28 protein-coding genes are annotated in these 24,664 nt (G+C 45.4%); 14 read left to right on the top strand and 14 right to left on the bottom strand.

Annotated elements, in window-relative coordinates:
- Positions 1–6 precede the first annotated feature (6 nt).
- Both ACI49J_RS10035 and ACI49J_RS10030 read left to right on the top strand, forming a co-directional pair.
- The gene (locus ACI49J_RS10035) at positions 7–1,191 is read left to right on the top strand and encodes a VWA domain-containing protein (protein ID WP_240254201.1); all 1,185 of its coding nucleotides are present in this window, start codon (positions 7–9) and stop codon (positions 1,189–1,191) included.
- The gene (locus ACI49J_RS10030) at positions 1,185–1,907 is read left to right on the top strand and encodes an enoyl-CoA hydratase/isomerase family protein (protein ID WP_240254451.1); all 723 of its coding nucleotides are present in this window, start codon (positions 1,185–1,187) and stop codon (positions 1,905–1,907) included. Before ACI49J_RS10035 ends, ACI49J_RS10030 begins: the two co-directional genes overlap by 7 nt.
- Here ACI49J_RS10030 and ACI49J_RS10025 read toward each other — a convergent pair.
- From ACI49J_RS10025 to ACI49J_RS10015, 3 genes are all read right to left on the bottom strand, one after another.
- Positions 1,899–2,738, bottom strand: coding sequence for a DMT family transporter (locus tag ACI49J_RS10025; RefSeq protein WP_011921482.1), 840 nt, complete (start codon positions 2,736–2,738; stop codon positions 1,899–1,901). The genes ACI49J_RS10030 and ACI49J_RS10025 overlap by 9 nt on opposite strands.
- A gap of 96 nt (positions 2,739–2,834) precedes the next feature.
- Positions 2,835–3,233, bottom strand: a complete 399-nt coding sequence (locus ACI49J_RS10020) for a type II toxin-antitoxin system VapC family toxin (RefSeq protein WP_240254202.1) — start codon at positions 3,231–3,233, stop codon at positions 2,835–2,837.
- Entirely contained in the window at positions 3,230–3,460 is a 231-nt protein-coding gene (locus ACI49J_RS10015) for a hypothetical protein (RefSeq protein WP_011921484.1), read from the bottom strand. Before ACI49J_RS10015 ends, ACI49J_RS10020 begins: the two co-directional genes overlap by 4 nt.
- A gap of 95 nt (positions 3,461–3,555) precedes the next feature.
- Here ACI49J_RS10015 and ACI49J_RS10010 point away from each other — a divergent pair, with 95 nt between their 5' ends.
- Positions 3,556–4,155 (top strand): S9 family peptidase, encoded by a 600-nt coding sequence (locus tag ACI49J_RS10010; RefSeq protein ID WP_240254204.1) that lies wholly within the window; start codon positions 3,556–3,558, stop codon positions 4,153–4,155.
- 5 nt (positions 4,156–4,160) lie between these two features.
- On the opposite strand, the gene ACI49J_RS10005 is transcribed toward ACI49J_RS10010, so the two are convergent.
- A complete protein-coding gene (locus ACI49J_RS10005) occupies positions 4,161–4,736 on the bottom strand; it encodes a zinc ribbon domain-containing protein (protein ID WP_240254206.1) in 576 nt (191 codons plus the stop codon).
- A 279-nt stretch (positions 4,737–5,015) separates the two neighbouring features.
- On the opposite strand from ACI49J_RS10005, the gene ACI49J_RS10000 reads away from it, so the two are divergent.
- From ACI49J_RS10000 to ACI49J_RS09990, 3 genes are read left to right on the top strand one after another with little or no spacing between them, the layout of a single operon-like run.
- Positions 5,016–5,288: an ACT domain-containing protein gene (locus ACI49J_RS10000; RefSeq protein ID WP_240254208.1), complete on the top strand. Its 273-nt coding sequence runs from the start codon at positions 5,016–5,018 to the stop codon at positions 5,286–5,288.
- On the top strand, positions 5,289–6,629 hold the full coding sequence (locus ACI49J_RS09995; RefSeq protein ID WP_240254210.1) for a PFL family protein: 1,341 nt from the start codon (positions 5,289–5,291) through the stop codon (positions 6,627–6,629).
- A 47-nt stretch (positions 6,630–6,676) separates the two neighbouring features.
- Positions 6,677–8,125: a carboxypeptidase M32 gene (locus tag ACI49J_RS09990; RefSeq protein WP_409366352.1), complete on the top strand. Its 1,449-nt coding sequence runs from the start codon at positions 6,677–6,679 to the stop codon at positions 8,123–8,125.
- Between the two features lie 18 nt (positions 8,126–8,143).
- Here ACI49J_RS09990 and ACI49J_RS09985 read toward each other — a convergent pair whose 3' ends face one another.
- A complete protein-coding gene (locus ACI49J_RS09985) occupies positions 8,144–8,890 on the bottom strand; it encodes an SDR family oxidoreductase (protein WP_240254214.1) in 747 nt (248 codons plus the stop codon).
- Positions 8,891–9,102: 212 nt separating this feature from the next.
- On the opposite strand from ACI49J_RS09985, the gene ACI49J_RS09980 reads away from it, so the two are divergent.
- From ACI49J_RS09980 to ACI49J_RS09970, 3 genes are all read left to right on the top strand, one after another.
- A complete protein-coding gene (locus tag ACI49J_RS09980) occupies positions 9,103–10,098 on the top strand; it encodes a hypothetical protein (protein WP_409366351.1) in 996 nt (331 codons plus the stop codon).
- A gap of 42 nt (positions 10,099–10,140) precedes the next feature.
- Positions 10,141–10,536 (top strand): hypothetical protein, encoded by a 396-nt coding sequence (locus ACI49J_RS09975; RefSeq protein ID WP_240254218.1) that lies wholly within the window; start codon positions 10,141–10,143, stop codon positions 10,534–10,536.
- Positions 10,537–10,619: 83 nt separating this feature from the next.
- Complete coding sequence (locus tag ACI49J_RS09970; RefSeq protein WP_011921493.1) at positions 10,620–11,156, top strand: hypothetical protein; 537 nt, start codon at positions 10,620–10,622, stop codon at positions 11,154–11,156.
- On the opposite strand, the gene ACI49J_RS09965 is transcribed toward ACI49J_RS09970, so the two are convergent.
- The 6 genes from ACI49J_RS09965 to ACI49J_RS09940 form a co-directional block, all read right to left on the bottom strand.
- On the bottom strand, positions 11,157–11,879 hold the full coding sequence (locus ACI49J_RS09965) for an ABC transporter permease (protein WP_240254220.1): 723 nt from the start codon (positions 11,877–11,879) through the stop codon (positions 11,157–11,159).
- Positions 11,876–12,697 carry an ABC transporter ATP-binding protein gene (locus tag ACI49J_RS09960; protein WP_011921495.1) on the bottom strand — a complete coding sequence of 274 codons (822 nt, stop codon included), beginning with the start codon at positions 12,695–12,697 and terminating at the stop codon, positions 11,876–11,878. The genes ACI49J_RS09965 and ACI49J_RS09960 overlap by 4 nt, the downstream gene beginning before the upstream one ends.
- A 454-nt stretch (positions 12,698–13,151) precedes the next feature.
- Positions 13,152–14,054, bottom strand: coding sequence for a DUF1641 domain-containing protein (locus ACI49J_RS09955; RefSeq protein WP_240254229.1), 903 nt, complete (start codon positions 14,052–14,054; stop codon positions 13,152–13,154).
- A gap of 4 nt (positions 14,055–14,058) precedes the next feature.
- Entirely contained in the window at positions 14,059–14,436 is a 378-nt protein-coding gene (locus tag ACI49J_RS09950) for a DsrE family protein (RefSeq protein WP_240254231.1), read from the bottom strand.
- Between the two features lie 6 nt (positions 14,437–14,442).
- Positions 14,443–15,597, bottom strand: a complete 1,155-nt coding sequence (locus ACI49J_RS09945; RefSeq protein ID WP_240254233.1) for an NAD(P)/FAD-dependent oxidoreductase — start codon at positions 15,595–15,597, stop codon at positions 14,443–14,445.
- The gene (locus tag ACI49J_RS09940) at positions 15,594–15,824 is read right to left on the bottom strand and encodes a sulfurtransferase TusA family protein (protein WP_144418723.1); all 231 of its coding nucleotides are present in this window, start codon (positions 15,822–15,824) and stop codon (positions 15,594–15,596) included. The genes ACI49J_RS09945 and ACI49J_RS09940 overlap by 4 nt, the downstream gene beginning before the upstream one ends.
- Positions 15,825–15,971: 147 nt before the next feature.
- Between ACI49J_RS09940 and ACI49J_RS09935 the strand changes: the two genes are divergently transcribed.
- The gene (locus tag ACI49J_RS09935; RefSeq protein WP_048059960.1) at positions 15,972–16,700 is read left to right on the top strand and encodes an ATP-binding protein; all 729 of its coding nucleotides are present in this window, start codon (positions 15,972–15,974) and stop codon (positions 16,698–16,700) included.
- Here ACI49J_RS09935 and ACI49J_RS09930 read toward each other — a convergent pair whose 3' ends face one another.
- Positions 16,701–17,504 (bottom strand): sulfurtransferase, encoded by an 804-nt coding sequence (locus ACI49J_RS09930; protein WP_240254235.1) that lies wholly within the window; start codon positions 17,502–17,504, stop codon positions 16,701–16,703. It lies immediately after the preceding gene.
- Positions 17,505–17,648: 144 nt separating this feature from the next.
- Here ACI49J_RS09930 and ACI49J_RS09925 point away from each other — a divergent pair, with 144 nt between their 5' ends.
- The 3 genes from ACI49J_RS09925 to ACI49J_RS09915 all read left to right on the top strand — a co-directional run bounded on the left by ACI49J_RS09925 (position 17,649) and on the right by ACI49J_RS09915 (position 21,551).
- Positions 17,649–19,415, top strand: coding sequence for a chloride channel protein (locus ACI49J_RS09925; RefSeq protein ID WP_240254237.1), 1,767 nt, complete (start codon positions 17,649–17,651; stop codon positions 19,413–19,415).
- Between the two features lie 303 nt (positions 19,416–19,718).
- Positions 19,719–20,993, top strand: coding sequence for a glycosyltransferase family 2 protein (locus tag ACI49J_RS09920; RefSeq protein WP_240254239.1), 1,275 nt, complete (start codon positions 19,719–19,721; stop codon positions 20,991–20,993).
- A gap of 90 nt (positions 20,994–21,083) precedes the next feature.
- Positions 21,084–21,551, top strand: a complete 468-nt coding sequence (locus ACI49J_RS09915; protein ID WP_409366350.1) for a peroxiredoxin — start codon at positions 21,084–21,086, stop codon at positions 21,549–21,551.
- A gap of 30 nt (positions 21,552–21,581) precedes the next feature.
- Here ACI49J_RS09915 and ACI49J_RS09910 read toward each other — a convergent pair whose 3' ends face one another.
- Positions 21,582–21,854: a hypothetical protein gene (locus ACI49J_RS09910; RefSeq protein WP_240254243.1), complete on the bottom strand. Its 273-nt coding sequence runs from the start codon at positions 21,852–21,854 to the stop codon at positions 21,582–21,584.
- Positions 21,855–22,314: 460 nt separating this feature from the next.
- Between ACI49J_RS09910 and ACI49J_RS09905 the strand changes: the two genes are divergently transcribed.
- Positions 22,315–23,880, top strand: a complete 1,566-nt coding sequence (locus tag ACI49J_RS09905) for an APC family permease (RefSeq protein WP_409366474.1) — start codon at positions 22,315–22,317, stop codon at positions 23,878–23,880.
- On the opposite strand, the gene ACI49J_RS09900 is transcribed toward ACI49J_RS09905, so the two are convergent.
- Complete coding sequence (locus ACI49J_RS09900; RefSeq protein WP_240254247.1) at positions 23,881–24,483, bottom strand: sulfite oxidase-like oxidoreductase; 603 nt, start codon at positions 24,481–24,483, stop codon at positions 23,881–23,883.
- Between the last annotated feature and the right edge of the window lie 181 nt (positions 24,484–24,664).

Genomic DNA, 24,664 nt, shown 5'->3' with positions numbered 1-24,664 from the left:
TTTATTATGGTCCTTTCTCTACGGCTAGAGGGCTCCCACTCATTTTCGTGGAATGGGGAGCTCAAGTTTGCGTTTCGAGCGACCATAGTCCCGGAGAGAGTGAAACCTGTCCCCCTTGACCTCTTTATAGTCCTTGACGTGAGCGGTTCCATGGGTATTATTGATAACCCCCCTGAGGTAGATGATAGCTTAATTGCGGGCACAGCCGAGGTTGATGGACACGTAGTTAGGTACTTGAAGGACGACATAGGCGTTAACAACAGATTAGAGGTGGCACTCGAGGCCATAAGGAACCTTTTGGAGAACGCTGATACTTCCACAAGGGTTACCATTATCACGTTCTCAGATAACGTGAACGTTCTCTGCAGAAGGGTTCCACCTAGTACGGCCCTGGAGTACTTAGAGGAAATAGTCCCTGACGGAAACACTGCCCTCTATTCCGCAGTCAAGAAGGCCATTTCCCTCATTGATGAGCATCCAGCCAGAGTATTACTCATCACCGATGGCTATCCCACTGATGTGGAGGATGAGAAGGAGTACTCTAAGCTAGAGGTCCCTCGATTCTCGCAGTTCATTCCCATTGGCGTAGGCGAGTATAACGCGAAAATCCTACGCAGTTTGGCAGACCTCAGTAACGGACGCTTCTATCACGTGAATGACGTGAGCGAGATCTCAAGGATAATGGAGGAAGAGAGGGCGAAACCATCTGGTGGAGTAAAGGTCAGGGTGGACGTCTTCTCGAAGTTCCCCGTGAATTATGTGAACTACACCCCTCCGATCTACATTGGTACAGTTGAGGGCGTCACAAGGATTTACGGTTTCATTCAAGTGCCCCCCAAATACTCTGGCGAACTCGTGAGGGTTAAGTTAACCTACACAGACACGCTTGATGACAGGGAGTATTCCCTGGAGAAGTTCATCTCCGTAATCCCAGCGACGGACAGTGCACAGTTCGTCTCTGGGCTAAACAAGTACCTTCTATGGGAGGCAGAATATTACGAGAAGATGAAGGAGATATCTAAGCTCCTGGAGTCGGGTATGCAAGTGGAGGCAACCAGGAAGATGCAGGAGCTTAAGGATATTGCAGAGAGGACAAGGAAGGCAGATCTAATTGAGGCCACGAAGAAGTTAATGAATTCGAGCGACGAAAAGGAGATAAGTAGTGAAATAACGAGGAAAATGAGATCATGAAGGTCCTCTACGAGGAAAGGGATGGAATATCCTGGATAACCTTCAATAGACCTGAGAAACTCAACGCCTTAGATGCAGAGAGTTGGAAACTCCTGGGAGATCACGTGAGGCGTGGGGATTCCTCCGACTCGAGGGCTATCGTCATCACTGGGAATGGGAGAGCTTTCAGCTCTGGGGATGATATTGGGGCCATGACCTCCCTTAACGATCAAAGGGAGGCTGAGGACTTCTTTAACGCGTTACTCTACGCGGTGGATGGGCTAATCTACACCAACAAACCCGTGATAGGGGCAGTCAATGGGTTGGCCTACGGTGGAGGGTGCGAGATACTTCTCTTCATGGATGTCGTAATCTCAACTAGGTCAGCGAGATTCTCAATCCCCGAGGGAAGACTAGGCCTTATCCCTCCGATGGCATTATCCGTTGGATATAACTCGATTGGACGTTCAGTTGCATGGTTAGCCATCACAGGTGAGGAGATAGATGCCATGAGGGCGAGGGAAATAGGCCTTGTTGATATTGTGGGAGACGACCTCAACCTAGAACTGGAAAAGGTAATGGCCAGGATTTCGTCCATGGATCAAGGCTCCATAAAGGTGATCAAGGCCTGGTTGAGAAAGAGTAGGGAACCGATCAGGGAAGCGATTAGGGAACTGTCCTTTATGTCACTATCGACTCAAGCAAAGGAAAGGATGAAACGATTCCTTTCACGATAGCTTTCTAGTGTTTATTCCTGGAATAAAGGTAAGGAATATTCCGAAGAGGGTTACTGCTGATCCCACGGCCTCCTCCAAGGTGGGAATTTCCCCTAGGAGCAGATAGGAGAAAAGATAGGAGGAAACAGGGACGAGGAGGACGATGGTACTTGCCCTCACTGGTCCAATCGACTTTACAGCATTGAACCAGAGGATGAACCCAAGGGCCTGTGCCGTGACTGACACAAGTAGGGCTAGCCCTATTCCCTCCAGATTAGGCGTGAACCTAGGCTCAACCAAGGAAACTGGTGCCAGGAAGAGTCCAGAGAAAAGCGACATATACGCATTTAGGGCGAGAACGTCCCTATCCCTCAGGTAAACCCTGTAGTAAATGGTTCCCACGGCCCACGTCAATCCTCCCAAGAGGGCAATTACGCTTCCCAAATCAAAGTTCGAGAGTCCCACCGAGGCTATGACGCCAGTGAAGGCCAACACTATTCCAAGAACTTGAAGAAGGTTTATTCTCTCCTTCAGGACTAGTCTAGATAGTATGAGAACGAATACCGGTTGCGTGTAGATCAAGGTTGAGGCAAGTCCTGGGTTGGCCGAATACTGTATCCCCAAATTGAGAAGAACCAGGAAAATTCCTATATTTAGTAAGGCGGAGATCGACTCCTTCACGCCATATGCCAGTTTCCTCACAACAAGAAATAATAGGGTTCCTCCAACTGTCACCCTGATAAGGGCTATAATGAAGGGTGACATAAACTGTAGGGTAATCTTTATGATGGGGAAAGCTGATCCCCAGAACAATATCAGTAATATTAAGCCCATGTATTGCTTGGGTGGCACAGTTGCTACTCCGTTAAATGCTTAAAAGTTCATTTGTGAAGATAATATATCTCGAGATGGAGAAAAACGTTAATATGTATACAATCTCCTCACGTTTTACCTCTCAACTTCATCAAGGGAAATCACATTAACTATCCCCTTCTTCCCTATCTTTCTCCTCAGTTTTTCATCCTCAGTCACCAGTTGGACGTTGAGGTCACTGGCTAAGCTAACGAAGGATGCGTCGTAATAGGTTATGTCGTTGGAAATGGCAATCATTTCGGTCCTAACCATGTTTACCTCTGCAATTACCATGGTGTCCAAGATATTTTCTACGTATGTAGTTAATTTCAGGCCCTCTTCCCTCGTGAGATTCTTCCTTAGACTTACTTCCTTCCAGATTATGTTCCCGAGCTCAAATCTGGCCAGTGGCGCAGTGTAATTTCCTCCTAGGAGGTCAACCCTTCTCTCGAGAATTGCCCTATAAATTGAGGAAGAATCGAAGAGGTAACTCATCTACTTTCCCTATCTTCCCTAATCGATGAGACCCCTTCCCTCGTTGATAACTTGCTCAGGATGTGATCTATTTTGTTAAGTTCCATGTTGAGTTCCCTGGCCTTGGCCCTTTTCACCTCCATCATTAGAGCCCTCCTAATAACCTCAGCCTCGTTAATCCCGTACTTCTCCAGTTCCCTCTTCAACTCCTCAGGTATCCTAGCCGATACGGTTACAGTCTTACTCATGGATATAAACTATACCACTGTGAAAATAAGGTTTACTCTTTGTAAACAGTAGAGTGTAGGGTTAAACTTATTCACCTTGTACCCACATGATCGTGATGCATTCAATTGTACTGCATGGAAAGGGCTCGTCACCATCAAAGGTAGAGTGGTTGTCAGTTCCTCTCAAGAGGTTCGGCACTGTTGAGGTTCCAAACTTTGATTATGATGTGGAGCAGGGACTAGAGATCGTGTTGAAGACCGATTTTCAGTTGATCGCAGGCCACTCAAGGGGAGGTACCGTTGCGCTTCTCGCTGGAGCTAGGAGGGGTGTACCAGTGATCGCGGTCTCTGCCCCCACCGATAGGTTGCTCCAGCTGGAACACCTTTCCAAGTTTCCGGAGGACAGTGAACAGGGGAAACTCTACAGGTATCTTTCCTCCTTTCCTCGGGAAAAACTCCTCGAGACGTCACCAATAGCCCACGCCTCTTCCCTTAGGAACATACTTCTAATACACGGAAAGGGTGACGACGTAGTTCCCATCATTCATTCGGAAAGGCTGTGTGATAAGGTGAGAGAGGCCGGCAACAGCTGTGAGATTGTGAAGCTTAACATGAGACACTCACCACCTAAGCACCTGTATGGCGAGATAGAGAACGTAATCGTCAACTGGGTTAATTCACTATGTAAAAAAGGAGTGTTGTCTTGCTCTACGTAACCTTGTCAAGATATTCCTGACAAGATCTCTTCCATTTGTTGCTGAGATGCGGTGAAGTTCACTAGATTGATCTCTATCAGAGTATTGCCCTTGTAAGCTAGAAGGTATGTATGCGGGTAGAAGAAGGAGTTCTCGGCATAGATTACGGTGTATCCGTCGTAGGTGGTCACGTTATATCCGAAGATATGATGGAATAGGCCTCCATGAAATCCGAACATCATTCCGTGAGCCCAGAAGCTTATGTTGGAGGTAAATGTTATGACGTTTATGCGCATCACCACCTTAGTCCCATTGATGTTACCCACAAGCACCTCGTGGTCCACAGACTTAACTTGATGAGGATATGGAACAGTGACGTTAGTCCCGTTAGCATAGTATATCGAGATGGTGCTGGTCGGATATTCCTTAAGGTAAGTTTGGTTTTCGAGAACCTGCCATGAACCCCCTAGGGTAGATTGAGCTGTCGAGGCTGACAAGACTACAGGCGTGGGATTTGCTAACGCTAGATAAATCGGTATTGAGATAACCAGAGCAACAACAACAGCTATTCCGGCTAGAAGGAGAGCGAATTTCCTTTTCATGGTTTCAAACCCATATCAAGTACTTTTAAACTTTATCGAAATATCGACTGAAAAAAGGTCAGTCATCTGAAAATTAGACTAGGATCAGTTGAGTTTTTAGGGTCAAATCTCCATCCCGTGTCTAATGTGTTTATACGTAAGCGATACCTCATGATTTGTTCACAGGTGGAAAAGTTAGTGAGTATTACAGGGTCTTATGTACCCACAATGGCTTGTTTAACTTGCGGTTATCGAGCACTTCCATGTTAGCTTTTAAAACTAGGTCCAGTCACTCTCCCCATGGAGACAGCTGTAGTAGTCGTCATAGGGGTTGATAAGCCGGGAATTGTGGCAGGCATATCTTCGAAGCTCGCAGAGAAGAACGTGAACATCGTGGACATCTCACAAACAGTGCTGAGGGGTATCTTCTCCATGATCATGATCGTGGATTTGGATACCGGGCACATTTCGGTGGGCCAACTCAGGGATGAATTGCAGAGGAGAGGCAAGGAGCTTGGAGTAGAGGTATTGGTTTTCCATGGTGAGGTATTCAAGTACATGGAGAGGATCTAGATGAATTACTCCGCAGAGGAGATAGCTGAAGTAATTAACATGCTCACGCACGAGGACCTAGATATAAGGTCAGTGACCTTGAGCATCAACACTCTGTTCGCTGTATCTGATGTCCCTGAAAGAGCCCTGGAGAAGCTATCGTCTCTGAGGTCTGCATTCTCTAGGTTTACAGAAGTGGTCAACTCAGTGCAGGATAAACTTGGGGTTAAGATCGTAACTAAGAGAGTTGCTGTTTCCCCAGTTCAGTACTTTCTCGAGCCCTATCCAGACGTGAAATATGCGGTGAAGCTAGGGGAGTTCCTAGATACCCTAGCTAGAGAGTCAGAGATTGACTACATTGGTGGATTCTCAGCGTACGCTGATAGAGGGATTAGTAGGGGAGCGCAGGTAATGTTGCAGAGCCTAGCAGATACCATGAATTCTACCTCAAGGTTGTCCGGTATGCTCAACGCAGCTTCCACTCAGGAAGGTCTCAACGTGGACGCTGTCAAGCTATTCACCTCACAGTTATTGAGGATGTCCCCTCATGCCTCATCGAGGGTAGCAATAATGGCCAATTCACCTCAGGACTCACCCTTCGTTCCCTCGGCACATCACGGTCGCGGGATGCCCAACTCCTCCATTAACATAGCCGTGAGCGGGCCTGGGGTAGTCGCTGGGGCCATAAGGAGAGCCAAACCTGTCACTTTTCAGGAGTTATACGAGGTAATCAAGAAGGCTTCATTCAAGGTTACGAGGCTTGGGGAGCTCGTGGGGAGGATGGTGTCGGACGAACTAGGTGTGGCCATGGGTTCCGTAGACCTATCGCTTGCCCCATCTCCAAAGGTAGGCGATAGCGTTGCAGAGATCCTGGAGGTTATGGGAATCTCCAAGGTAGGTGGACATGGCTCTCTCACGGCTCTAGCCATACTCATGGACGCTGTGAAGAAGGGAGGATCCATGGCAACAAACCTAGTGGGAGGACTTAGCAGTGCCTTCATACCTGTGAGCGAGGACTCCATCATGGCCTTGAGAATGAGAGAGGGGTATCTAGAGCTCAATGACCTGCTGGCAATGTCGGCCGTCTGTAACAGTGGAATAGATATGGTTGGGGTTCCCCGAGACGCAGGACAGGACAAGATTACTGCCCTAATTCTCGATGTTCTCTCTCTTGGGCTAATGCTTAACAAGATCGTTGGAGTTAGGGTGATCCCGATAGAGGGTAAGCCTGGGGAGGAGGTGGATCTGGGAGGACTCCTTGGAAAAGTGGTCGTGGCCAAGATGAAGGATGTGGATAGCTCTGAGTTCACATCTAGGGCAGGGTTCATTCCCACACCAGTCAAGAGGCTAGAGTTGGGTTAACGGACATCTTGTAGACATTCTTTTTATCTACCTTGGCACCTTCCTATATGCTTCAAGAAATTCTTGAAAAGTACAAGAGGGTCTGGTCCCTAAACTACTCTCAAGCCCTTCTAGCGTGGGATCTGGAAACCTACATGCCAGAGGAGGACTCGGCGTTAAGGGGAGAAGTGCTAGCTAACATCTCCACCATGATCAGGGAAATGACCATGGCACTTGAACCTGACGTGGAAAAGGTGAGGGAAGAGGACTTAGACGACTTCGGGAAGGGCGTAATTCGGGTACTGAGGAGGTCACTTAGGTTCTACAAACTTGTCCCCAAGGAGATTACAGAGGAACTGGACAGGCTAACCTCACAAAGCGTGGTAGTGTGGAGGGAGAGTAAAAGGAAGGGGGACTTCAACCTGTTCAAGCCTTACCTGGAAAGGATAGTGGAGCTTCAGAGGACTATTGCTGAGAAATTGGGTTACGAGGGACATCCCTATAACGCGTTAGTTGATCTCTACGAGGAAGGGATAACGGTGACCGATCTAGATGCCGTGTTCTCTCAGTTACTTCCAGATCTAAGGACCATCCTGGAAAAGGTATTGGCCGAGGGTTATTTTCCCTCTAATCATCCGCTAAAGGAAATGAGCTATGACCCAAAGGTTATGGAGGAGGTGAATAGAGAGGTCATGAAGATTCTCAACATGCCCACGAAAACGTTTAGGATGGATGTATCCGCACACCCGTTCACGATTAGAATATCATCTAAGGACGTAAGGATCACGACCCGATATGAGGGGATAGATTTCAGGAGCACCATATTCTCAGTAATACATGAATCGGGACATGCCATGTACGAGCTTATGGTTGATCCTGCATATGAGATGACTCCAGTTGCTGGTGGAGCCTCAACGGGGATTCATGAATCTCAATCGAGGTTCTGGGAGAACATAGTGGGTAGAAGTAGGGAGTTCACTAACATCCTCTACCCCATCCTTAAGAGTAAGCTCCCAATCAAGGATGACCAGGAGTCGCTGTACAGGTACTTCAACATGGTGTCGCCAAGCCTCATTAGGGTAGATGCAGACGAAGTCACATACAACTTTCACATTGCCCTCAGGTACGAAATTGAGAAGAACCTCATCTCCGGTAAACTGAACGTAAGCGATCTCCCGTCAATGTGGAACGACTTCATGGATAAGTACCTGGGAGTTAGGCCCAAGCATGATGGGGAAGGAGTTCTGCAGGACATACACTGGTCACAGGGCAGTTTCGGCTACTTCCCGACGTACACCTTAGGAAACGTTCTAGCTGCGACCATCTACCATTTCATAGAGGACTTACCCACGAAGGTGAGCGGGGGCGACATAAACGGGATAAGGGCTTTCCTGTCTGAGAAAATATGTAAGTATGGGGCCGTTTATCCACCTAAGGTTCTCTTGACCAAGGCATTCGGTGAGGTCTATAATCCAAAGAGACTATCGTCTTATCTTGAAAAGAAATACATAGCATAATGCAAAGCGGCTCTTAAGTCACAGCGAGTGGGTTAAGTTATCAACCCTTCCTCCATCTGCCACTATAATTTGTCCGGTAACATATCTAGCCTTTTTGCTTGCTAAGAAGCTAACAATGTTAGCAATGTCCTCAGGCTTCCCTGTGGTGTGAAGAACTGTCTTATTCCTGAACGATTCCCTTAATTTCTCCGCCTCTTCAGGAGTCTTCCCTCCTAGAGTCATGTCAGTCTCTATCCAGCCTGGTGCCACAGCGTTAACCCTTATGTTATATTTACCTAACTCGAACGCTAGTCTCCTTGTTAGGATTATTACCCCTGCTTTGGTTATGGCGTAAAAAGTTGTTCCCTCAGCGGCTGTCCCAATACCTGCATTGCTGGCTATGTTAATAATCGATCCATTTTCCGACCTCTTAAGAAGAGATAGAAATTCATACGTGACGTAAATTACCCCGTTAAGGTTAACCCTTAACATGGTATTGTATTTTTCCTCATCGAAATTCTCGAAGGGCATCAGATACCATATACCAGCATTGTTCACGAGCACGTCTAATCTGGGAAAATGTTTCTCGATCTCTTCCCTAGCCTTCCTCACCTGAGATCGATCTCCCACATCACATTTCACAGTAAGCACTCCTTTTTCTTTCAATTCTTTAGCTTTTTCATCAGAGCCGTGATAGAGTATTGCAACCTTATATCCTTCATTCACGAAGGTCTCAGCTATTTCCCTTCCTATACCCCTTGAACCTCCAGTAACTATGGCATACATAATGTGGAAGATGGAGAGGATCGTTTTAAAGTTTAATAATTTTGAGTAAAATTTACAATAATAACATTGTACAGGGACATATATGACGATAATGGAAACTTGGAAATTAGGGTTCAGTGACGTCTTCCCATATGTTGTCCTGGTGATCCAACGTTCAAATGGAAGGAGAAATCTGGTAATTGTTTTTAAGTTACTATGAATTCACTTACACGTTGAAGAGACTAGTCTTCTTCGCCATAAATTCAGTCGCTCCCTTAACCTTGATGACCCTGCACTCCTCACTTAGGGATGCAATTCTCTCCTCGCTAATTATCTCTCCCTTGGGGATATCCCTTTACCTTTACCTGAGAAGCTCATGGCCTAAAACAGGTTTGTATGACGCGATTCAAGGATCTAGGCTTGGAAAGGTACAGCTATACTCCTGGGTAGTTAGTTACTTCCTTTACCTGTCCTATACTCTCGATTATGCAGTATTTTACGATCTGAACCTCCACGGAGTTGTGGCCTACTCCTTACTGGGTCTACTTACACTCCTCACAGGATTGGTCCTTCTGGGAAGAGCCGAGATGCTATTGATCCCTCTTGCCCTGGGTCAGTTGGGATTGGCATTTCTGTACTGGACTCCTAGCCCTGCTCAGGCACAGCACACAATAGACTTTCTCGACATCCTTAACTCCTCCCTACTCCTTGTTTGCATGACCCTGATCCCATATGCCGATGGGGAGCCTAAGATGGCGTGGGTGGTTCCCATGTCCCTTGGGGTGGGAGTGGGTTCCTTGATAGCGGGCTCCTTCTTAGTAACTCCCCTCTCGCAGATATACGGGTCAATCTCCATGATAGGTCTAGTAATGGTGGAGGGTCTCGCTCTCAACAGGGTATTTAGGTCTCAAAAGGTGAACCCAATGTTTCTCTTGACTGGGTTCCTTGTCTCGGTCTTAATTAGCCTAGTATCTCCCCTAACCTACTACAATCTCACCATAGCTCCCTCCGTAGCCCTTCTCTATCTTTCTCTCTTCCTTGCATTCGCCTATCTCCTTACTGGTGTAGGACGTATTTTTTCGTGGGCATCGGCAGGTCTAATGATGTATGGCCTTTACAACTCATTTTTGGTGGGCGATTTGATTCAACAGGTCTCAATTCTTTTGGCCATTTTCGTGATAGTCTTGGTAGGTTTGACTCTGAAGAGGAAAGGAGCTTCAACGCCCTAGATGTTGTGAAAAGATTTATTATAGATTAATCTATTATTATGTATGGCACTCTTTAAAAAAGAAAAATTGTATAAAGTGAATGGAGATTTGCAGGAGATAGCCTCAAAGTTCATCCAATATCTTCAGATGGACGGATGGAAGGTTCAATCCAAGACTGAGGGCGACAAGGTGATTATTCAGGCGCAGAAAGGAGGAATACTTCGAGACATTGTAGCAGCAAACAGGGCTCTTACTTTCCTCATGGAGAAGACGCAGGATGGAATAAAGGTAACAGTAGGGGTTGGAAAGTGGATTCAGAACATTGCTGTCACTGCGATTGAGGCCCTTCTCCTGTCTGAACTTTTCCTAGTTGTTGACGTGCCAGAGATGCTATGGAACGCTCATGTAGAGGATAAGTTACTCAAGGAGTTGGACAACATAGTTGGTATCTCCACGTGAGGCGGGATTTTACAAGTTAGGTCACTTTTTCCAGCCTTGTTTCAATACATCAAGTTAAAATCTCACGCAACAATATTACCTCTATGAAATCTCTCAAGTATACCATACCAGTGGCACTGGCCGTTTGGTGGATACCCATTCTCAACGGAATAATTGTGGGAGCAGTGGCCGGATTTTCAGAAAGGAGAAGAGATACTTCTATGGTCTCCTCAGGTGTAGCGTCCCTTATTGCATCAGCACTTTACCTCTATCTGGCCTTTAAGGTACTGGTAGTCCCTATTTTCGGCAATCTACTTCCAGTGTTAGCGGTCATCTTCTCCATAGTGGGTATCTCCCTGGGTCTTCTCGCATCATACACGATATCTAACAGGACCACGGTTTCAGTTGTTACCCCGGAGGGAGCTGAGATGGAGTTTTACGCAAAGAATAACGACGAAATAGAACAGAAGTTGAGCTCCCTAACACAAGGTTGCGGAAATCCTTCTTATAACGTGATTGATGAGAACAACATGATTGTAACGAGGAAGTGCAACGGATATGAGCTTCAATACCAGGTGAGAAAGGAGGGGAGAGGATACAGGGTAAACATTAAGGTAAAAACCAACTTCGACCGGGGATGATCACTTTTCTCTCCACCTAGATGTTTTCATGGCTAGAAGTACGAAGAGAGGTCCCTCAGCAAGGAATAGGAGCAAGGCAATTACGTTGAAGTTCGTTAACCCTGTCACTCCTTGCGTAATCACTGAGGCAGGCGACGAGGGAATTACTAGGGACAGATAGGCCACAATCCCGTGTAATTCAGAATATGGATAATATATTGGCGGTATTATTGTGAAGACTGTCCCTAGAACGCCTGAGATAGCCCAGGAATGACGCGTATATGGGACAAAGGTGCCAATGATAAACGCTAAACCTGTCATGGAGTAGTTCAGGTAACAGGCTATCAGGAAACTGATCAGGGCACTAGTTATGGAGAATACGTGAAGGATTAGGCCCAGAATCACGTATACTATCATTCCCACAGACGAGAAGATTAGATTTGCCGTTGCCAATCCTAGCATGTATTCAGCGGGTCCTATCCCAGTGGCCACAAGCATATCCTGTAACTTCATTTCCTTCCTCAACATGACTACGTCAGAAAGGCTTACCACAGAGTTCGTGGCTACCACGGATATCAATCCTCCCACAACAGCGTACTGAAGCAGAGCTCCCCTGGAAAGTACGTACACTAGGAAAAGGATTGAGAGTGGGGTAATCAGGTAGCTGAAAACGTAGGTGTACCCTCTTTTCAGGAACGAGTAACCATAGAACCACGCAAACGCCAGTACATACCTCAGGTTCAATTCCCATCCTCCCCATGAAGAATAAAGAGGTCCTCCAGCGAAACTGGTTTAATCACCGCCTTACCCACGATCTCCTTGGCCTTGTTCTCATCCATATAGGAAATCTGGGTTTTGCCAATTAACCTGTCCCCAATTCCCTCTATCCTTACCTTTCCGCGAAGGGGAGCAAGTAACTCTTCCTTGGTTCCCTTGGCTATGACCTTTCCCTTTCCCAACATCACTATGTCCTGTGATAGTTCCTCAGCCTCTTCCATGTAGTGAGTCGTGAGAACTACTCTAGAGCTGATGTTCTTTATCACAGACCATACCTCGAGCCTGGATATGGGATCCAGACCCGTCGTAGGCTCGTCGAGAAAGATGAGATCAGCATTTGACGCCAAGGCCATGGCCACGAACACCTTCCTTTTCATGCCACCCGACAAATCGTCGCAGGGCTTGTCCCTAACTTCCCAAAGTCCTATTTCCTTGAGTGCTCTCCTGGACTCCTCCAGAGCAGATTTAATGGACTCACCCCTAGCAGTGAGAAACATGGTGAGGTGTTCCAGGGGACTCGCGAATCCCACTGGTTTCGCCTCTTGAGGTATTGAGACTATTCTCGTTCTGAGCTTCTCGGCCTCTGAGATCACGTCAAGTCCAAGTATCCTAGCTGTCCCGGAGGACGGGAGAAGTTGAGTGGACAGAATTCTCATCATCGTGGTTTTTCCTGCCCCATTCCTTCCTAGAACAGATAAGACCTTGGCATTAGATTGGAAGGTCACGTGATCAAGCGCAACTGTGCCATCTCTGTAAACCTTTGTTAATCCGTCAACCTCTATCATAAATCAGGAATAGATCTCTAAAGCTTAAATAGTCAACACAATTTGTGGGTTATTTCCATATATTTAAATGAGGACTAACCTGGCTTTTTTAGTTATTTGATTATTTATGTTGTCCACGAATTAACAACTGTTAAGCATTCTCGAACATAAATACTTAAATACTTAAACTGCTTAAAGTTCTTAATGAAGTCGTATTTCACTATTAAACAAACATCCAATTGTCCCACAAATTACGGATTATATGAGTGCAGTATAACCAGCGAAGGAGAAAATTGTAAGTTATTGGCGTGTGTATTACCAAGATTAGCTACTCCCTTCAATTTAGATGATACGAGACCTCTTTTTTAGACCTATTAAGCTATGTGATTTTTAATCTCAAAATAGCTAAAAATTATATCACTTTCTATATCAGAAATAGTCCTAGAACCAGCGTTAAAAAGAGGTTAAGAAAAGATTAGGCCTTGAAGTTCTTGCCTATTATCTTTAACATGCCCATCATTACTCCTAGCCCCCTCTGGATATCAGGATCCTTCATCATAGCTATTAGCTTTCCAAGTGTGACGTTCTCCGGGTTAGCCAGGACCTTCCTTGCCTCTTCGCTCGACCAAACCTCAATCAGGGAGCTCAGGGGTGGGGACGTTGCCTTATTTAGGAACTCTAATCCCTTTGGCAAGAACTCGAATATCAGAGAAAGGGTAGTTCCTAGATTTGTGATGGCGTCATCGTTGAGCGCATCTCTCAACGACTTCAGGGCATAGGACATGTTTATTAACACGTCTAAGGTGCCGCTGTTCTTTAGATCCATGACCCTATTCAAAACTTCATTTAGTGCTGGAGCCTTGTCTATTATCTGCTTTAGTCCATCTGAAGTCTTGGGATTCATGGAACTAAGGACTTCCATGAGATTACTGAGGGTAGAGCCTAGGTTCATGATGGCATCATCGTTAAGAGCTTCCCTCAATGACTTCAGGGCATAGGACATGTTGACGATAACGTCAAGGGTTCCGCTGTCCCTCAATGCCTTCAACCTCATTAGGGCATCTTTCAATGCGTCTGCATTTTCAAGAATTTGGGCAATGTCGTTTTGTTTATTCTTCATCTCACCCGCAATTATCATGAGATTGGAAAGCATGTCGGCTATGCTCTGTATGGCGTCATCGTTAAGTGCGTCCCTTAGTGACTTGGCCCCGTAACTGAAGTTAATTAGAACGTCAAGGGCACCGCTATCCTTTAGTTGACCTATCTTGGTGAGTACCTCATTTAACGTGGATACGTGATCGAGGAAGTTAGCTAGTTCCTCCATCTTCTTTTCGTCTAGTTTCGTAAGTACCTTATCCAGATTTACCTCTGTAGCCATGGTCTCACCATATGCTTATGATCTGTCCTCCCTCAACTTCCATGGAGAAGGAGGTAATCCCAACTATGTCATCGACCAGGTCCCCATAGTCATCCTTGTCTAGGCCATGGATCTTGCTTGCGTAGGAGCAGGCCAATATCTTCAGTTTTCCCGATTTCTTAGCTTTCCTGAAGTGTTGGAAAACATCCTCATTACTTTCCCTTATGGTCTTGGAGGTTCCTGATTCGACCCTTAGCTCCGGATTCTTCAGGAAGGCCTTAACTCCGTCCATTGTGGCAAAAAGAACCACTTCGTTGTCTAGGGTGGCTGAGATTAGGGCGTGCATACCCGCATAGGCTACTCGGTCCAGTTCATTGGAGCCTAAAATAATTCCAACTTTCATGGCCTGTCACACTATGGCCTTGGCGGTCACTGTCCAGTACAACTTGTTGTACATTAGTTTGCCCCACCAATGTACGTAGGAAGGTGGTGGAGGTACTGGAGGTGCTGCGTAGTTAAATCTGATATAGGTCCCAGAGTCAAGTCCCGTGGCAATGTAGCAGAACACTGACCCATCATATGTCTTCTTGAGTCCGTTACCCCTTATCTCGTTCGTAACGTTGTTTGCAATTACGTAGGACTCAAAGTCCGCAGTTGACCCGGCCTTGGAAATTGGAATGTCAGTGGTATCACCTATTACGAATACGTTGGAGTGATCCTTCATTCTCAAGGTGAACTTGTCAGTTGGAATCCAGTTCCTCTTGTCCCCAATGCCGGACTTCCCTATAACATCAGCACCTGTGTGCGGTGGCACCCCTATGGCGAGGTCGAACTTGATTTTCTCCCCCTCTTGAGATTCCATCACCTTATCCTTTGCATTAACGTTGGTTACATTGAATGGAGAGATTATCTTTATTCCTCTTTCTTGAAATATCTTTATCATAACGTCGTTTGTGGTCTTGATACCGAATATCCCAGGTACAGGATAGGTGTAGATAATCTCTGTCTTGTCCCTGATTCCCCTCCTCTTTAGGTAATCGTCCAGCATCAAGGCAATCTCCATGGGCGCTACGGGGCACTTATGGGGTAACTTGGCAACGTTAATCACCACTGTTCCTCCACTAAATTGATCCAATGCTTCCCTCAGTTTTAACGCACTCTCGTATTCCCAAGGGGAGTAGACGGCGTCCCTATAGCCCGGTACTTCATCCCATCTTAGATGTGAACCAGTAGCTATAACCAGATAGTCGTAGGAGTGGGAAACCCCGTCAGCTGTTGTAACGGAGTGATTAGCCGGGTCTATCTTAGAAACTTCTCCCTTTTGACCGTGAAGAAACTTAATTCTATGATCTAACAGCTCCCTCTCCGGTCTGATTAGCTCCATGGGATCTTGAACGTTAAAGGGAACTAGAGCTTGGCCTGGTTGATAAGTATGTTTCTCGTTCTTGTCCAGGACCACTATCTCTGCGTCTCCCCTCTCCAGCTCCTCTGGCATCATTCTAGCCATTCTGTTGGCTACGATTGTTCCAGCTATACCTCCACCTACGACTATAACTCTCTTCATTTTGTGATCACCAGTGTGAACTTACCACCCTCATTTTTCTCGGAAACGACCTTGTAACCCTTCTTAGTTACAAATGCTACCACGTCCTTCTTGGTGGCTTCATCCCCTAAGATAGCCTCTACTGCCTCCCCTGGACTTATCTCCTCTAGGACTCCAGAGAGTTCTCCTAGAGGTCCTGCGCAAGATTGACCCGTTAGATCCAACTTTTTATATATCTTTAAGGACATTTTTATCATTACATACATCTTACCCAAGGTTATAAACTTTTATTTAAAAGTGTTTATAATGGATTATTCCATAAAAACTAAATTAAATAAAGGGAAGTGATATCGGGCTCTGAGCCTTAAAAGATGAGTATAACCCAGTCTTATTACATGGATTTAGGAACACTGACCCTAGAGAAGGATCAAGTAATTAGAAAGTGTATAGCTATCCTAGGAATAAGAGGATCAGGAAAATCAAATACTGCGAAAGTGTTCGCTGAGGAACTCATCAAGGAGAAAGTTCCCCTAGTTATAGTGGATCCAGACGGTGAATATAGGGGGCTTGAGGCTATAATTTTTGATAAATTTAACGTTGATCCAGAGGAAGTGGTTAACCTTCTCATGGTTGGTAAGAGCGTGGTCCTTGATGTTAATGATTGGAACGAGGAAGTATTCAAGTTCCTGACCACTTTCTTCAACATTCTTTGGGAGACTTCCAAGATTTATAGGAGGGACATCTTCGTTCTCCTAGAGGAGGCACATGAGTTTATCCCCCAGGGAACAAGAACCCCGCTCAGCGACGTCCTGGTGAGGATTGCCCTTCGAGGGAGAAAGAGGGGGATTGGGATGATCCTGGTGAGTCAGAGATCAGCCAAGGTAAACAAGGATGTCCTTACCCAGAGCGAGATCTATTTCCTCCACAAGGTGGTTCACCCAGTCGACGTAAGGGTTTACAAGGAAATACTACCTCTAAAATCCAGGGAAATTGAGGCTGAGATAAAGGCCATGGAAACTGGAGATGCGATATTTTACAAGGATGGGGAACTAAGAAAAGTTAGAATTAGAAAGTTTGATGAGTTTCCGTCGGTCATCCAGAGCGGTGAAAAGGCGGAAATATAACTACCTTTCCACTGGAACTCCAACCATGTTTCCCCATTCCGACCATGAACCGTCGTAAAGTCTCACACGGGGAATGTTCAGAAGGTATTTCAGGTAAAACCATACGAGGGAGGCCCTCGCCCCAGTTCTACAGTATACCACAGTCTCGTCCCTGGACACGGATATCTCAAGCTTATCCGGCGGAAGAAGTTCTTCCGTGATGGGATCAAAGAACTTGTTCCATGGCACATTCACAGCCCCAGGGATGTGACCCGTTACTTGAGATTCCTCGTTGGGGTGTTCAGGCGGGGTACTTGCCTCCCCCACATATTCTTCACGGTATCTAACGTCGAGAAGCTGAAATTTCTCCCCCCTATTGATCTTGGGAAGTAACTCCCACACCATGATCCTTTGACTCCAGTCAGGTTCCGAGGCTTCATATTTGCATGCTGGTCGACTCCTCACCTCTGTCTCTCTTGGAAACTCCTTGATCTCCCACGCGACCTTTCCGCCATCCAGAACGCTCATCTCCCTGTGGCCGAAAGCCCTCAATATCCAGAACGCGTAAAATGCATACCTATTATTGAAGTCACTGTACAAGACCAAGGGATCTTCGTGGGAAATTCCAAGTTCGCCTAATCTCTTCTCAAGAATTTCCCTAGTGGCGAAGTCCCTTTTCACGGGATGCCTTAGGTATCTCCAGGGGAGCCTGATGGCGTTGGGAATGTGCCATTCAACGTAGGAATCGTCATAGAAAGTGACCTCAACCACCTTATAATCATGAAGGTCATCTAGTAATTTTGATGCGGAAATCAAGTATTTCATTTGAGAGAGACATCATGCATTAGGTAATAAAATATTCGATAATATCACAGAAAATTTTAATTTTAACTATCTTAAGGACTTCTTTGGCGATTAGACCGCAATCATGTAATTTCTTTTTATTATACAGTAAACCAACATTCTTTCATGTCTGGAAGGCTATCGTCTTTGCCTTACTTTGAGAAGTGGCTCATCCTGGGCATATTGCTTGGGGTTGTTGCAGGCTTCGCCTCTACCGTTTTCTACCTTTTGCTTCATGTGTTCGAGTATATCTTCATTACTAGATTTGTGGGTATGTCTTATCCTCACCCCCTGGGAGAGGGAGGAACTCTGAACTTCACGTTTCACCCTGGGAATTTCATCCTAGTGCCTGTTTCCCTCATGATAGGCGGGCTCATATCAGGTCTTGTGGTATATACCTTCGCCCCCGAAGCAGAGGGCCACGGTACTGACGCTGCCATTAAGGCATATCATTATCTCCAAGGAAAGGTCAGATGGGTCGTAATTCCCGTTAAGATATTCGCTTCAGCGGTAACAATAGGATCGGGTGGTAGCGCTGGAAGAGAGGGCCCCACAGCTCAATTTTCCTCAGGGGTAGGATCGGTTATTGCGGACTTACTTAAACTTTCGCCAGAGGACAGAAGGAGGGCGTTAGCTGTGGGTATAGGAGCAGGAATAGGGACTATATTTAAGACGCCCATAGGTGGTGCGCTCCTAGCGTCGGAGATACTTTACAAGAGGGACTTGGAACCCGAGTTAATTTACCCTGGACTAATTGCCTCCTCGGTGGGGTACACGATCTTCGGCATCATTTTTGGTTTTACTCCCGTTTTCGGGTATTATACGGGAACTTTCAACCCCATGAGGTTACCCTTGTACGCCTTGCTCGGGGTAATATCAGGGCTGTTGGCCATCCTTTACGTTAAGTCCTTTTACGGAATATCGGGATTATTCAAGAGACTAAAGCTTCCCAATCACGTTAAGCCCATGATTGGGGGAGGACTTGCTGGGCTCTTGGCCCTTCTTTTTCCCGAGGTTATGGGTACGGGATATGGGTGGATAAATCTGGCTGAATTCGAGAGATTCTCGTCCTTCTATTCACCTGTATTACCTGTTCTACTTCTGTTGGCACTACTTCCCCTCGTGAAGATTCTAGCTACCTCGCTCTCCATAGGATCAGGAGGAAGCGGAGGTGTCTTTGCCCCTGGCCTATTTATCGGAGCGTTCTTGGGAGCAGATGTGGGTCTGATTTTTCATTATCTATTTCCTTCCCTTGTGCCCAACATCGCTCCCTTCGTTATAATAGGCATGATGTCGTTTTTCGCTGCTGCCGGAAAGGTTCCACTATCAGTGATAGTGATGGTCACTGAAATGACCTCAAGTCTTCAACTACTTCCAGGGGCCATGATAGCCGTGGCCATCTCCTACTTGGTTTCAGGAAATTACACGATCTACAGAAGCCAAGTCCCAACAAGGAGGGACTCTCCAGCCCATAAGAGCGAGTACGAGATACCCGTCATGCAGAGGTTGAAGGTGGGACAATGTAAGAGATATGACATACGAGTGTCTCCCTCAACTACGGTAGAGGTAGCTCTCAAGCTCATGTTAGACAACAACTTTCTGAGCCTCCCAGTCGTGGACGAATCGAGCAGGTTCATTGGTATAGTGTATTACAGGGATATCGAAGGGAAGAATCCTTTGGATCAGGTAGGTCGCTACGTGATGAGAGGCTCTCCTCACGTTTCACCTCAATCTTCTCTGGAACAAGCTTGGGAGATAATGGCTCTAAACAGGAGCAGATGGGTAGCTGTAGTGGACAAGGGAATCTTCCAGGGCATGGTTACCATGGATTCCCTTTTGGCACTCTATGAGCATGAAGTTAGGGCCCTAACAGATACTTCGCGTGATACATGAATTTAGCCCTTGAGGAGTCCATCGAGAGTTGAGGATATTTGTCTAAAGGGGAAGAGTAGTCCCAGTCCTTGCCAGCATCTTAACATCAAGAATGTCAAACTGAACAGTAGATAAAGGTTGTATTCTAAGGTATATTCTCTAGATGAATTGCCGAAACTAGCCACATAGTTTTTAAGCTCCCCTTTATCATGTTAAACCCGAATGAATCAACTAGATGCATTTTATTTAATATTTGGATCGCTAACCTTATTCCTTTCACTGGTTTACTTTATTCTAAATTCCTACTTCTCTATTAACGTAAGGATGCCCAGAAGAGTAGACTCGAACAAATTATCTGACGTAACCGTTCTAATCCCCGTGTATGGGGAAAAGGCGTCAGTGTTTGAGAGAGTGATCTCTGCAGTTGCGGAGCAGGACGTCAAGTTTCTAGTTGTGGGAGACGGTTGCGATGAGCCCTATAGGTCAATCACCTTTAGGTATGGTGGAAGATTTATCAAGACACCTGCCAGGTCAGGAAAGAGGAATGCCTTAGCCACTGGTATATCCCACGTGGACACGAAGTTTGTTCTCTTCCTGGATAGCGACACCGTGTTGCCCAGCGATGGAGTAAGAAGGATGTTGTCCCTCATGGACGAGGGAGTAGGTGGGGTAAGCGTTAACGTGAGGAACGTAAAAACTGGAAATACCTTCTACTTAGCAGAACTGATTGAAAGACTAAAGGAGGCCACAATGAGGGCCGTAAATAGGTCGGGTTATGCAGTTCTTCTGAATGGAAAATGTTCCCTTTATAGGACCGAGTTGGTTAGGCCATTTATTCTCAGTGAAGAGTTCAGAAACCCAAGATTCATGGGAAGAAGGGCATTAATAGGAGATGACAAACAACTTACAAACTACGTCATCTCGAGAGGTTATAAGGCATTGCTGGACTTTGAGACTACTGTGTTGACTTATCCTCCAGAGAGTGTTAAGAAACTGTACAGACAACTAATTAGATGGTCTAGGGCAAACTACTACTTTTTCTATAGGGAACTGAGGGATGGAACCATGTTCAAACGAGGTCCCCTTTACGTTTTCAATTTTCTATACACAACGATTCTTCCATTCCTCGTGATGGGGGTTTCAATCTTTGATATGATTTTCTTGGGCTCCACAATTGTGGATACGAATCCATCAGATTACGAAGTAGCTCTTCTTCACGGGGGCAACTTCCTCCTTCACTTACCCATCATCTTGGCAAAGAGGATAGTGTTCTCCCTTCTGCTGGGAACTATGACAACTCATTACCCATTTTCCGTGACCCAGTCAATGTTTATCACTCCGTTCCACTCTGCATTTCACTCAACCCCTACTTTCCTAGGCCTCCACTTTCCTAGGCTAGGCTTCAAGTATTCTGTTATCTTAATGCATGTGGCAAGCTATCTTACGGCAATTCCCTTCATTTACGCTCTGTGGAGACTTCTGCACGAGGAAAAGTTGAAGACGCTGGTGATTGGTTCCCTAGCCTTAGCAATTCAACTCGTTGTGAGCATTTACGCGTTACTCACGATTTGGGATCAGGACAAGTGGCTGACTAGGTAACTACACAAGTTAACTTAGAGAATTTCTAGATTTAAATAGTTCATACTTATTGATAAATTGGTTTATATATCCATCTTCTTAATAAAGCCCATGCCAGAAATAGGTCAAATTGCACCGGACGTAGAACTAGTGGATACAGACCTGAAGAAAGTAAAGATCTCCGATTTTAGGGGAAAAGTGGTAGTACTAGCTTTCTACCCAGGGGCCTTTACTCCTGTATGTACAAAGGAAATGTGCACGTTTAGGGACTCCATGGCCAAGTTCAACGAGGTAAACGCTGTAGTCCTTGGAATTAGTGTGGATCCACCATTCAGCAACAAGGCATTCAAGGAAGCCAACAAGCTTAACTTCACCGTACTAAGCGATTACAAGAGAGACGCTGTTAAGGCATATGGCGTCGACATGGAATTTCCGCCTCTTCCTGGGTACGTTCTAGCTAAGAGGGCGGTTTTCATACTGGACAAGAACGGCAAGATAGTGTATAAGTGGGTAGGAAAGGAGCTAGCCAACGAGCCAAACTACGCGGAAATAGAAAAGGTAGTAAGAAAATTGAAGTAATTTTTCTCTCCTGATATTTTTCCCTTTCTGCTAACTTGATCCAGTTCCGCAACCACAGTATCCGTACTCATCTATTTCCAGGTTGCAGACTGGGCAAACATAGCCTGTTCCTGTCGTCTCATGGCACATTTTCCCATACTGAGAAAGGTGGGGATTCATTAGGCTCTGATACGGGTCTGAGCTACGGCTTGTGAGCCTTATTCTCCACGATTTCCTATCCTCCTTAACGAGGGTGAACTCCATTTCCATATCGTTCCCAGTCTTACTAACCGTTGAATCATGTCTCAAGTAAACTTTTCTCATAAATCATCATTTCCTCACAGGTATTAATAAACCTGTCTGTGAATTGTCTAAAAAATTTTAATCATTTAAAAGACGAGTGATTGTTTCAACAATTTAAGCAGGATAGTCAATCCAGTGAAGTATAGAGAGTTTCGTTACTATGACGTGTGAATCACTCCCGCCGTCACGACATGTAGCTTCTGGTATTTCGATTGGTATATATTGGTGTTCCGAGATAATATCTTATTAGTTATGTTTAAAATTAAAAAATCATAATCAGAGAGAACATTTTAGTCATGATAAATCTTGATATACTTTAACATTATTAACTTAATATTTATAATCTAGATTTACATCGGTCTTAAATAAAAGGTCTACTATAATATAAAAATTACTTATTAACTCTAAATTTCCTAGGAAGACTTAAATAACATTAATGATATGTTACCTTTATGTCCGACGGTAAAGGAATGAAAAAGAAATTGGATTAACTTCACTAATAATCATAGGCTTAGCCTCTGCCGTAGCTACTGCCATATTCTTTAGTCCATTACAAATGACGGAGGTAGCAGGGCCAGGAAGCTTAATTGCTTGGATAATAGCTATTCTATTCTACGTAACTATTTCAATAACATACATAGAATTATCACAAACTTATGCAGAGGCGGGAGGTCCATCCAGATATTCAATTTATAGTCATGGAGCTGTAACCAACTTAATTAACGCCATGGCGGATCTTCTTTGGTACTTGTTCATTCCTCCCATAGAGGCATTCGCCACAATAGAGGGACTCGACTACATTTTCCCATCCTTACTCAATTCCCAAGGATTTCCCACTCTTGAGGGGGCCATTGTAGGAGTTATCCTTATGTTTGCTTACATTCCCTTCAACTATTACGGAGTGAAGACCTTCTCTAGAATCACGTCAGGATTTGGAACAGTAAAATACATCATTTACATCTTGCCAGCATTTCTCCTCCTGCTAGTCTTCTTCAACCTCAGGAACTTCACAGCTTATGGCTTTCTGCCCTTTGGAGTTGCCGGAATATTTTCTTCAATGCCCTATGCCATGTTCGCCTTTGGAGGTGCCAGAGTAATACCGGATTTCGCAGAGGAAGTTAAGAAAAAGACATACTTAATTTATGCACTTATCATAACGGTGATCGGAGAAGGTCTAGTTTATCTGCTCTTTGATTTCACTTTCATAGCCAATCTAGACTGGACAAAGCTAGGACTTACACCTGGGAACTGGGCGTCCCTAAACAAGGTGGTGGGGAATCCCTTCATTGTCCTAGCTAGTACCCATCATTCCGGTCTAGGTCAGATAGCTCTTCTGCTCTTGCTTATTGGGGGTATAGTGGGGCCTTTCCTAACGGGTTACGTATACATGGGAGGCGGAGCTAGGGTTCTGTTTGCTTCGGCGAGATCTGGGTTCCTTCACGAGAAGTTTAAGGCTCTGCATAGTAAGTACGCAATACCCTATTGGGGCCTGATACTCTTTGCCATAGTGGGGGCAGTTATAGCATTCCTTTTCGCTCCAGTGCCTAGCATTTACGGTCTTATAGACGATGCAACAGTTGCAGGGTACATTGGTTTCGCTACCAATCCGGTTGCCATGATGGTACTGAGGATGCAAGGAGTGACTAAGTGGAAGATTAAAGGAGGATCTATCATCTCCCCAATTGCCTTTGCTGCATCCTCACTTATCGTATTTTGGAGCGGATGGCCTGCGGTTCCGTACTCAGTCATCATTCTCGCCATAATTACGGCCATATTGGGGATGGTGGGAAAGGTAACTGAGGGACTAAAGGAGTCTACTTGGTATATTGGCTATATAGCGTTCTTAACCTTCATGACCTATATAGGATCAGATGGAGCACTCTCGTTGGTACCATATTTGACTGCAACCCTAATTACTGTTATAGTGTCTCTAGTTCTTTTCTATCCACTGGGAATATATCAGGGATTGAGGGAGAGAAACTACCTGTACCACAATGAGGCCTCTGCTTCCGAAGATGGACTTGAGAGCGAAGAAGGTGGAAGATAACTAGATAATAGGTCTCTTTTTACTATGCCTTCCCCAGAATCCCTTGAACCTTTCCTCATCCCACACGTTGCCTCTCTCGTGATATCCCCTCTCCTCCCAATACCCGTCCACGTACTCGGGAACGAGTTCCATTGAGGTTACCCACTTTGCACTCTTCCATCCATAAAGGTGAGGAAAGAATGGTCTCGCGGGGAATCCCTCCTCCTTTGTTAGGGGTCTCCCATTCATTATTAGGACTAGGATCGAGTCCTCGTTCATTACGTCCTCAAGAGGTACCGTAGCGGTATATCCATCCAGTGAGTAGAATATCACCCACTTTGCCTCAGGCTTTGGGGAGGCCCTTTCCACGAGTCTTTTCAAGTTTATTCCTTTCCAGGACACATCCAGAACGCTCCAACCGGTGACGCAGTGGAAATCCCTCTTGTACTCCATGTCCATCATGTTCAGAAGTTCTTGGTAGGTGAAGCTTAACTCCCTCTCTACCATCCCAGTTACCTTGAACCTGTACTCCTCTACGTTAACCTCTGGGACGCCAAGAGCCGCGTAGTATATGAACCTCTTGATGGGGCGTTGTCCTGGTGGCATTTGTTTTTGGTTTTCCATAATTACACGGTGTTAATGATCAATAAAAACATGCGTAAGAATTTCCTTCACGTATATGCGAGAGTCACGACTCTGATGTAATTTAAAACATATCGGCATTATAAAGTTCTTTCTCTCGAAATGGAAAAATGAATGATAGTTAGCTATTTAAGTTTTTATAGTTTTAACTTTATTTAAGAAA

This window comes from Metallosphaera sp. D4-4 (assembly GCF_046245145.1).
GTDB lineage: Archaea > Thermoproteota > Thermoprotei_A > Sulfolobales > Sulfolobaceae > Metallosphaera > Metallosphaera sedula.
The sequence above is the reverse complement of the archived record's forward strand: the minus strand, read 5'-3'. Positions and strand labels throughout refer to the sequence as shown.

Coding starts and splice junctions, on each gene's coding strand:
- ACI49J_RS09955 (WP_240254229.1), bottom strand. CDS start 14,054: ATGGCTACAGAGGTAAATCTGGATAAGGTACTTACGAAACTAGACGAA.
- ACI49J_RS09950 (WP_240254231.1), bottom strand. CDS start 14,436: ATGAAAGTTGGAATTATTTTAGGCTCCAATGAACTGGACCGAGTAGCC.
- ACI49J_RS09930 (WP_240254235.1), bottom strand. CDS start 17,504: ATGAAATACTTGATTTCCGCATCAAAATTACTAGATGACCTTCATGAT.
- ACI49J_RS09940 (WP_144418723.1), bottom strand. CDS start 15,824: ATGTCCTTAAAGATATATAAAAAGTTGGATCTAACGGGTCAATCTTGC.
- ACI49J_RS09900 (WP_240254247.1), bottom strand. CDS start 24,483: ATGGAAAACCAAAAACAAATGCCACCAGGACAACGCCCCATCAAGAGG.
- ACI49J_RS09925 (WP_240254237.1), top strand. CDS start 17,649: ATGTCTGGAAGGCTATCGTCTTTGCCTTACTTTGAGAAGTGGCTCATC.
- ACI49J_RS10020 (WP_240254202.1), bottom strand. CDS start 3,233: ATGAGTTACCTCTTCGATTCTTCCTCAATTTATAGGGCAATTCTCGAG.
- ACI49J_RS10015 (WP_011921484.1), bottom strand. CDS start 3,460: ATGAGTAAGACTGTAACCGTATCGGCTAGGATACCTGAGGAGTTGAAG.
- ACI49J_RS09975 (WP_240254218.1), top strand. CDS start 10,141: ATGGCACTCTTTAAAAAAGAAAAATTGTATAAAGTGAATGGAGATTTG.
- ACI49J_RS09910 (WP_240254243.1), bottom strand. CDS start 21,854: ATGAGAAAAGTTTACTTGAGACATGATTCAACGGTTAGTAAGACTGGG.
- ACI49J_RS10000 (WP_240254208.1), top strand. CDS start 5,016: ATGGAGACAGCTGTAGTAGTCGTCATAGGGGTTGATAAGCCGGGAATT.
- ACI49J_RS10010 (WP_240254204.1), top strand. CDS start 3,556: ATGCATTCAATTGTACTGCATGGAAAGGGCTCGTCACCATCAAAGGTA.
- ACI49J_RS09985 (WP_240254214.1), bottom strand. CDS start 8,890: ATGTATGCCATAGTTACTGGAGGTTCAAGGGGTATAGGAAGGGAAATA.
- ACI49J_RS09995 (WP_240254210.1), top strand. CDS start 5,289: ATGAATTACTCCGCAGAGGAGATAGCTGAAGTAATTAACATGCTCACG.
- ACI49J_RS10035 (WP_240254201.1), top strand. CDS start 7: ATGGTCCTTTCTCTACGGCTAGAGGGCTCCCACTCATTTTCGTGGAAT.
- ACI49J_RS09915 (WP_409366350.1), top strand. CDS start 21,084: ATGCCAGAAATAGGTCAAATTGCACCGGACGTAGAACTAGTGGATACA.
- ACI49J_RS09960 (WP_011921495.1), bottom strand. CDS start 12,697: ATGATAGAGGTTGACGGATTAACAAAGGTTTACAGAGATGGCACAGTT.
- ACI49J_RS10005 (WP_240254206.1), bottom strand. CDS start 4,736: ATGAAAAGGAAATTCGCTCTCCTTCTAGCCGGAATAGCTGTTGTTGTT.
- ACI49J_RS09920 (WP_240254239.1), top strand. CDS start 19,719: ATGCCCAGAAGAGTAGACTCGAACAAATTATCTGACGTAACCGTTCTA.
- ACI49J_RS09945 (WP_240254233.1), bottom strand. CDS start 15,597: ATGAAGAGAGTTATAGTCGTAGGTGGAGGTATAGCTGGAACAATCGTA.
- ACI49J_RS09990 (WP_409366352.1), top strand. CDS start 6,677: ATGCTTCAAGAAATTCTTGAAAAGTACAAGAGGGTCTGGTCCCTAAAC.
- ACI49J_RS09935 (WP_048059960.1), top strand. CDS start 15,972: ATGGATTTAGGAACACTGACCCTAGAGAAGGATCAAGTAATTAGAAAG.
- ACI49J_RS09970 (WP_011921493.1), top strand. CDS start 10,620: ATGAAATCTCTCAAGTATACCATACCAGTGGCACTGGCCGTTTGGTGG.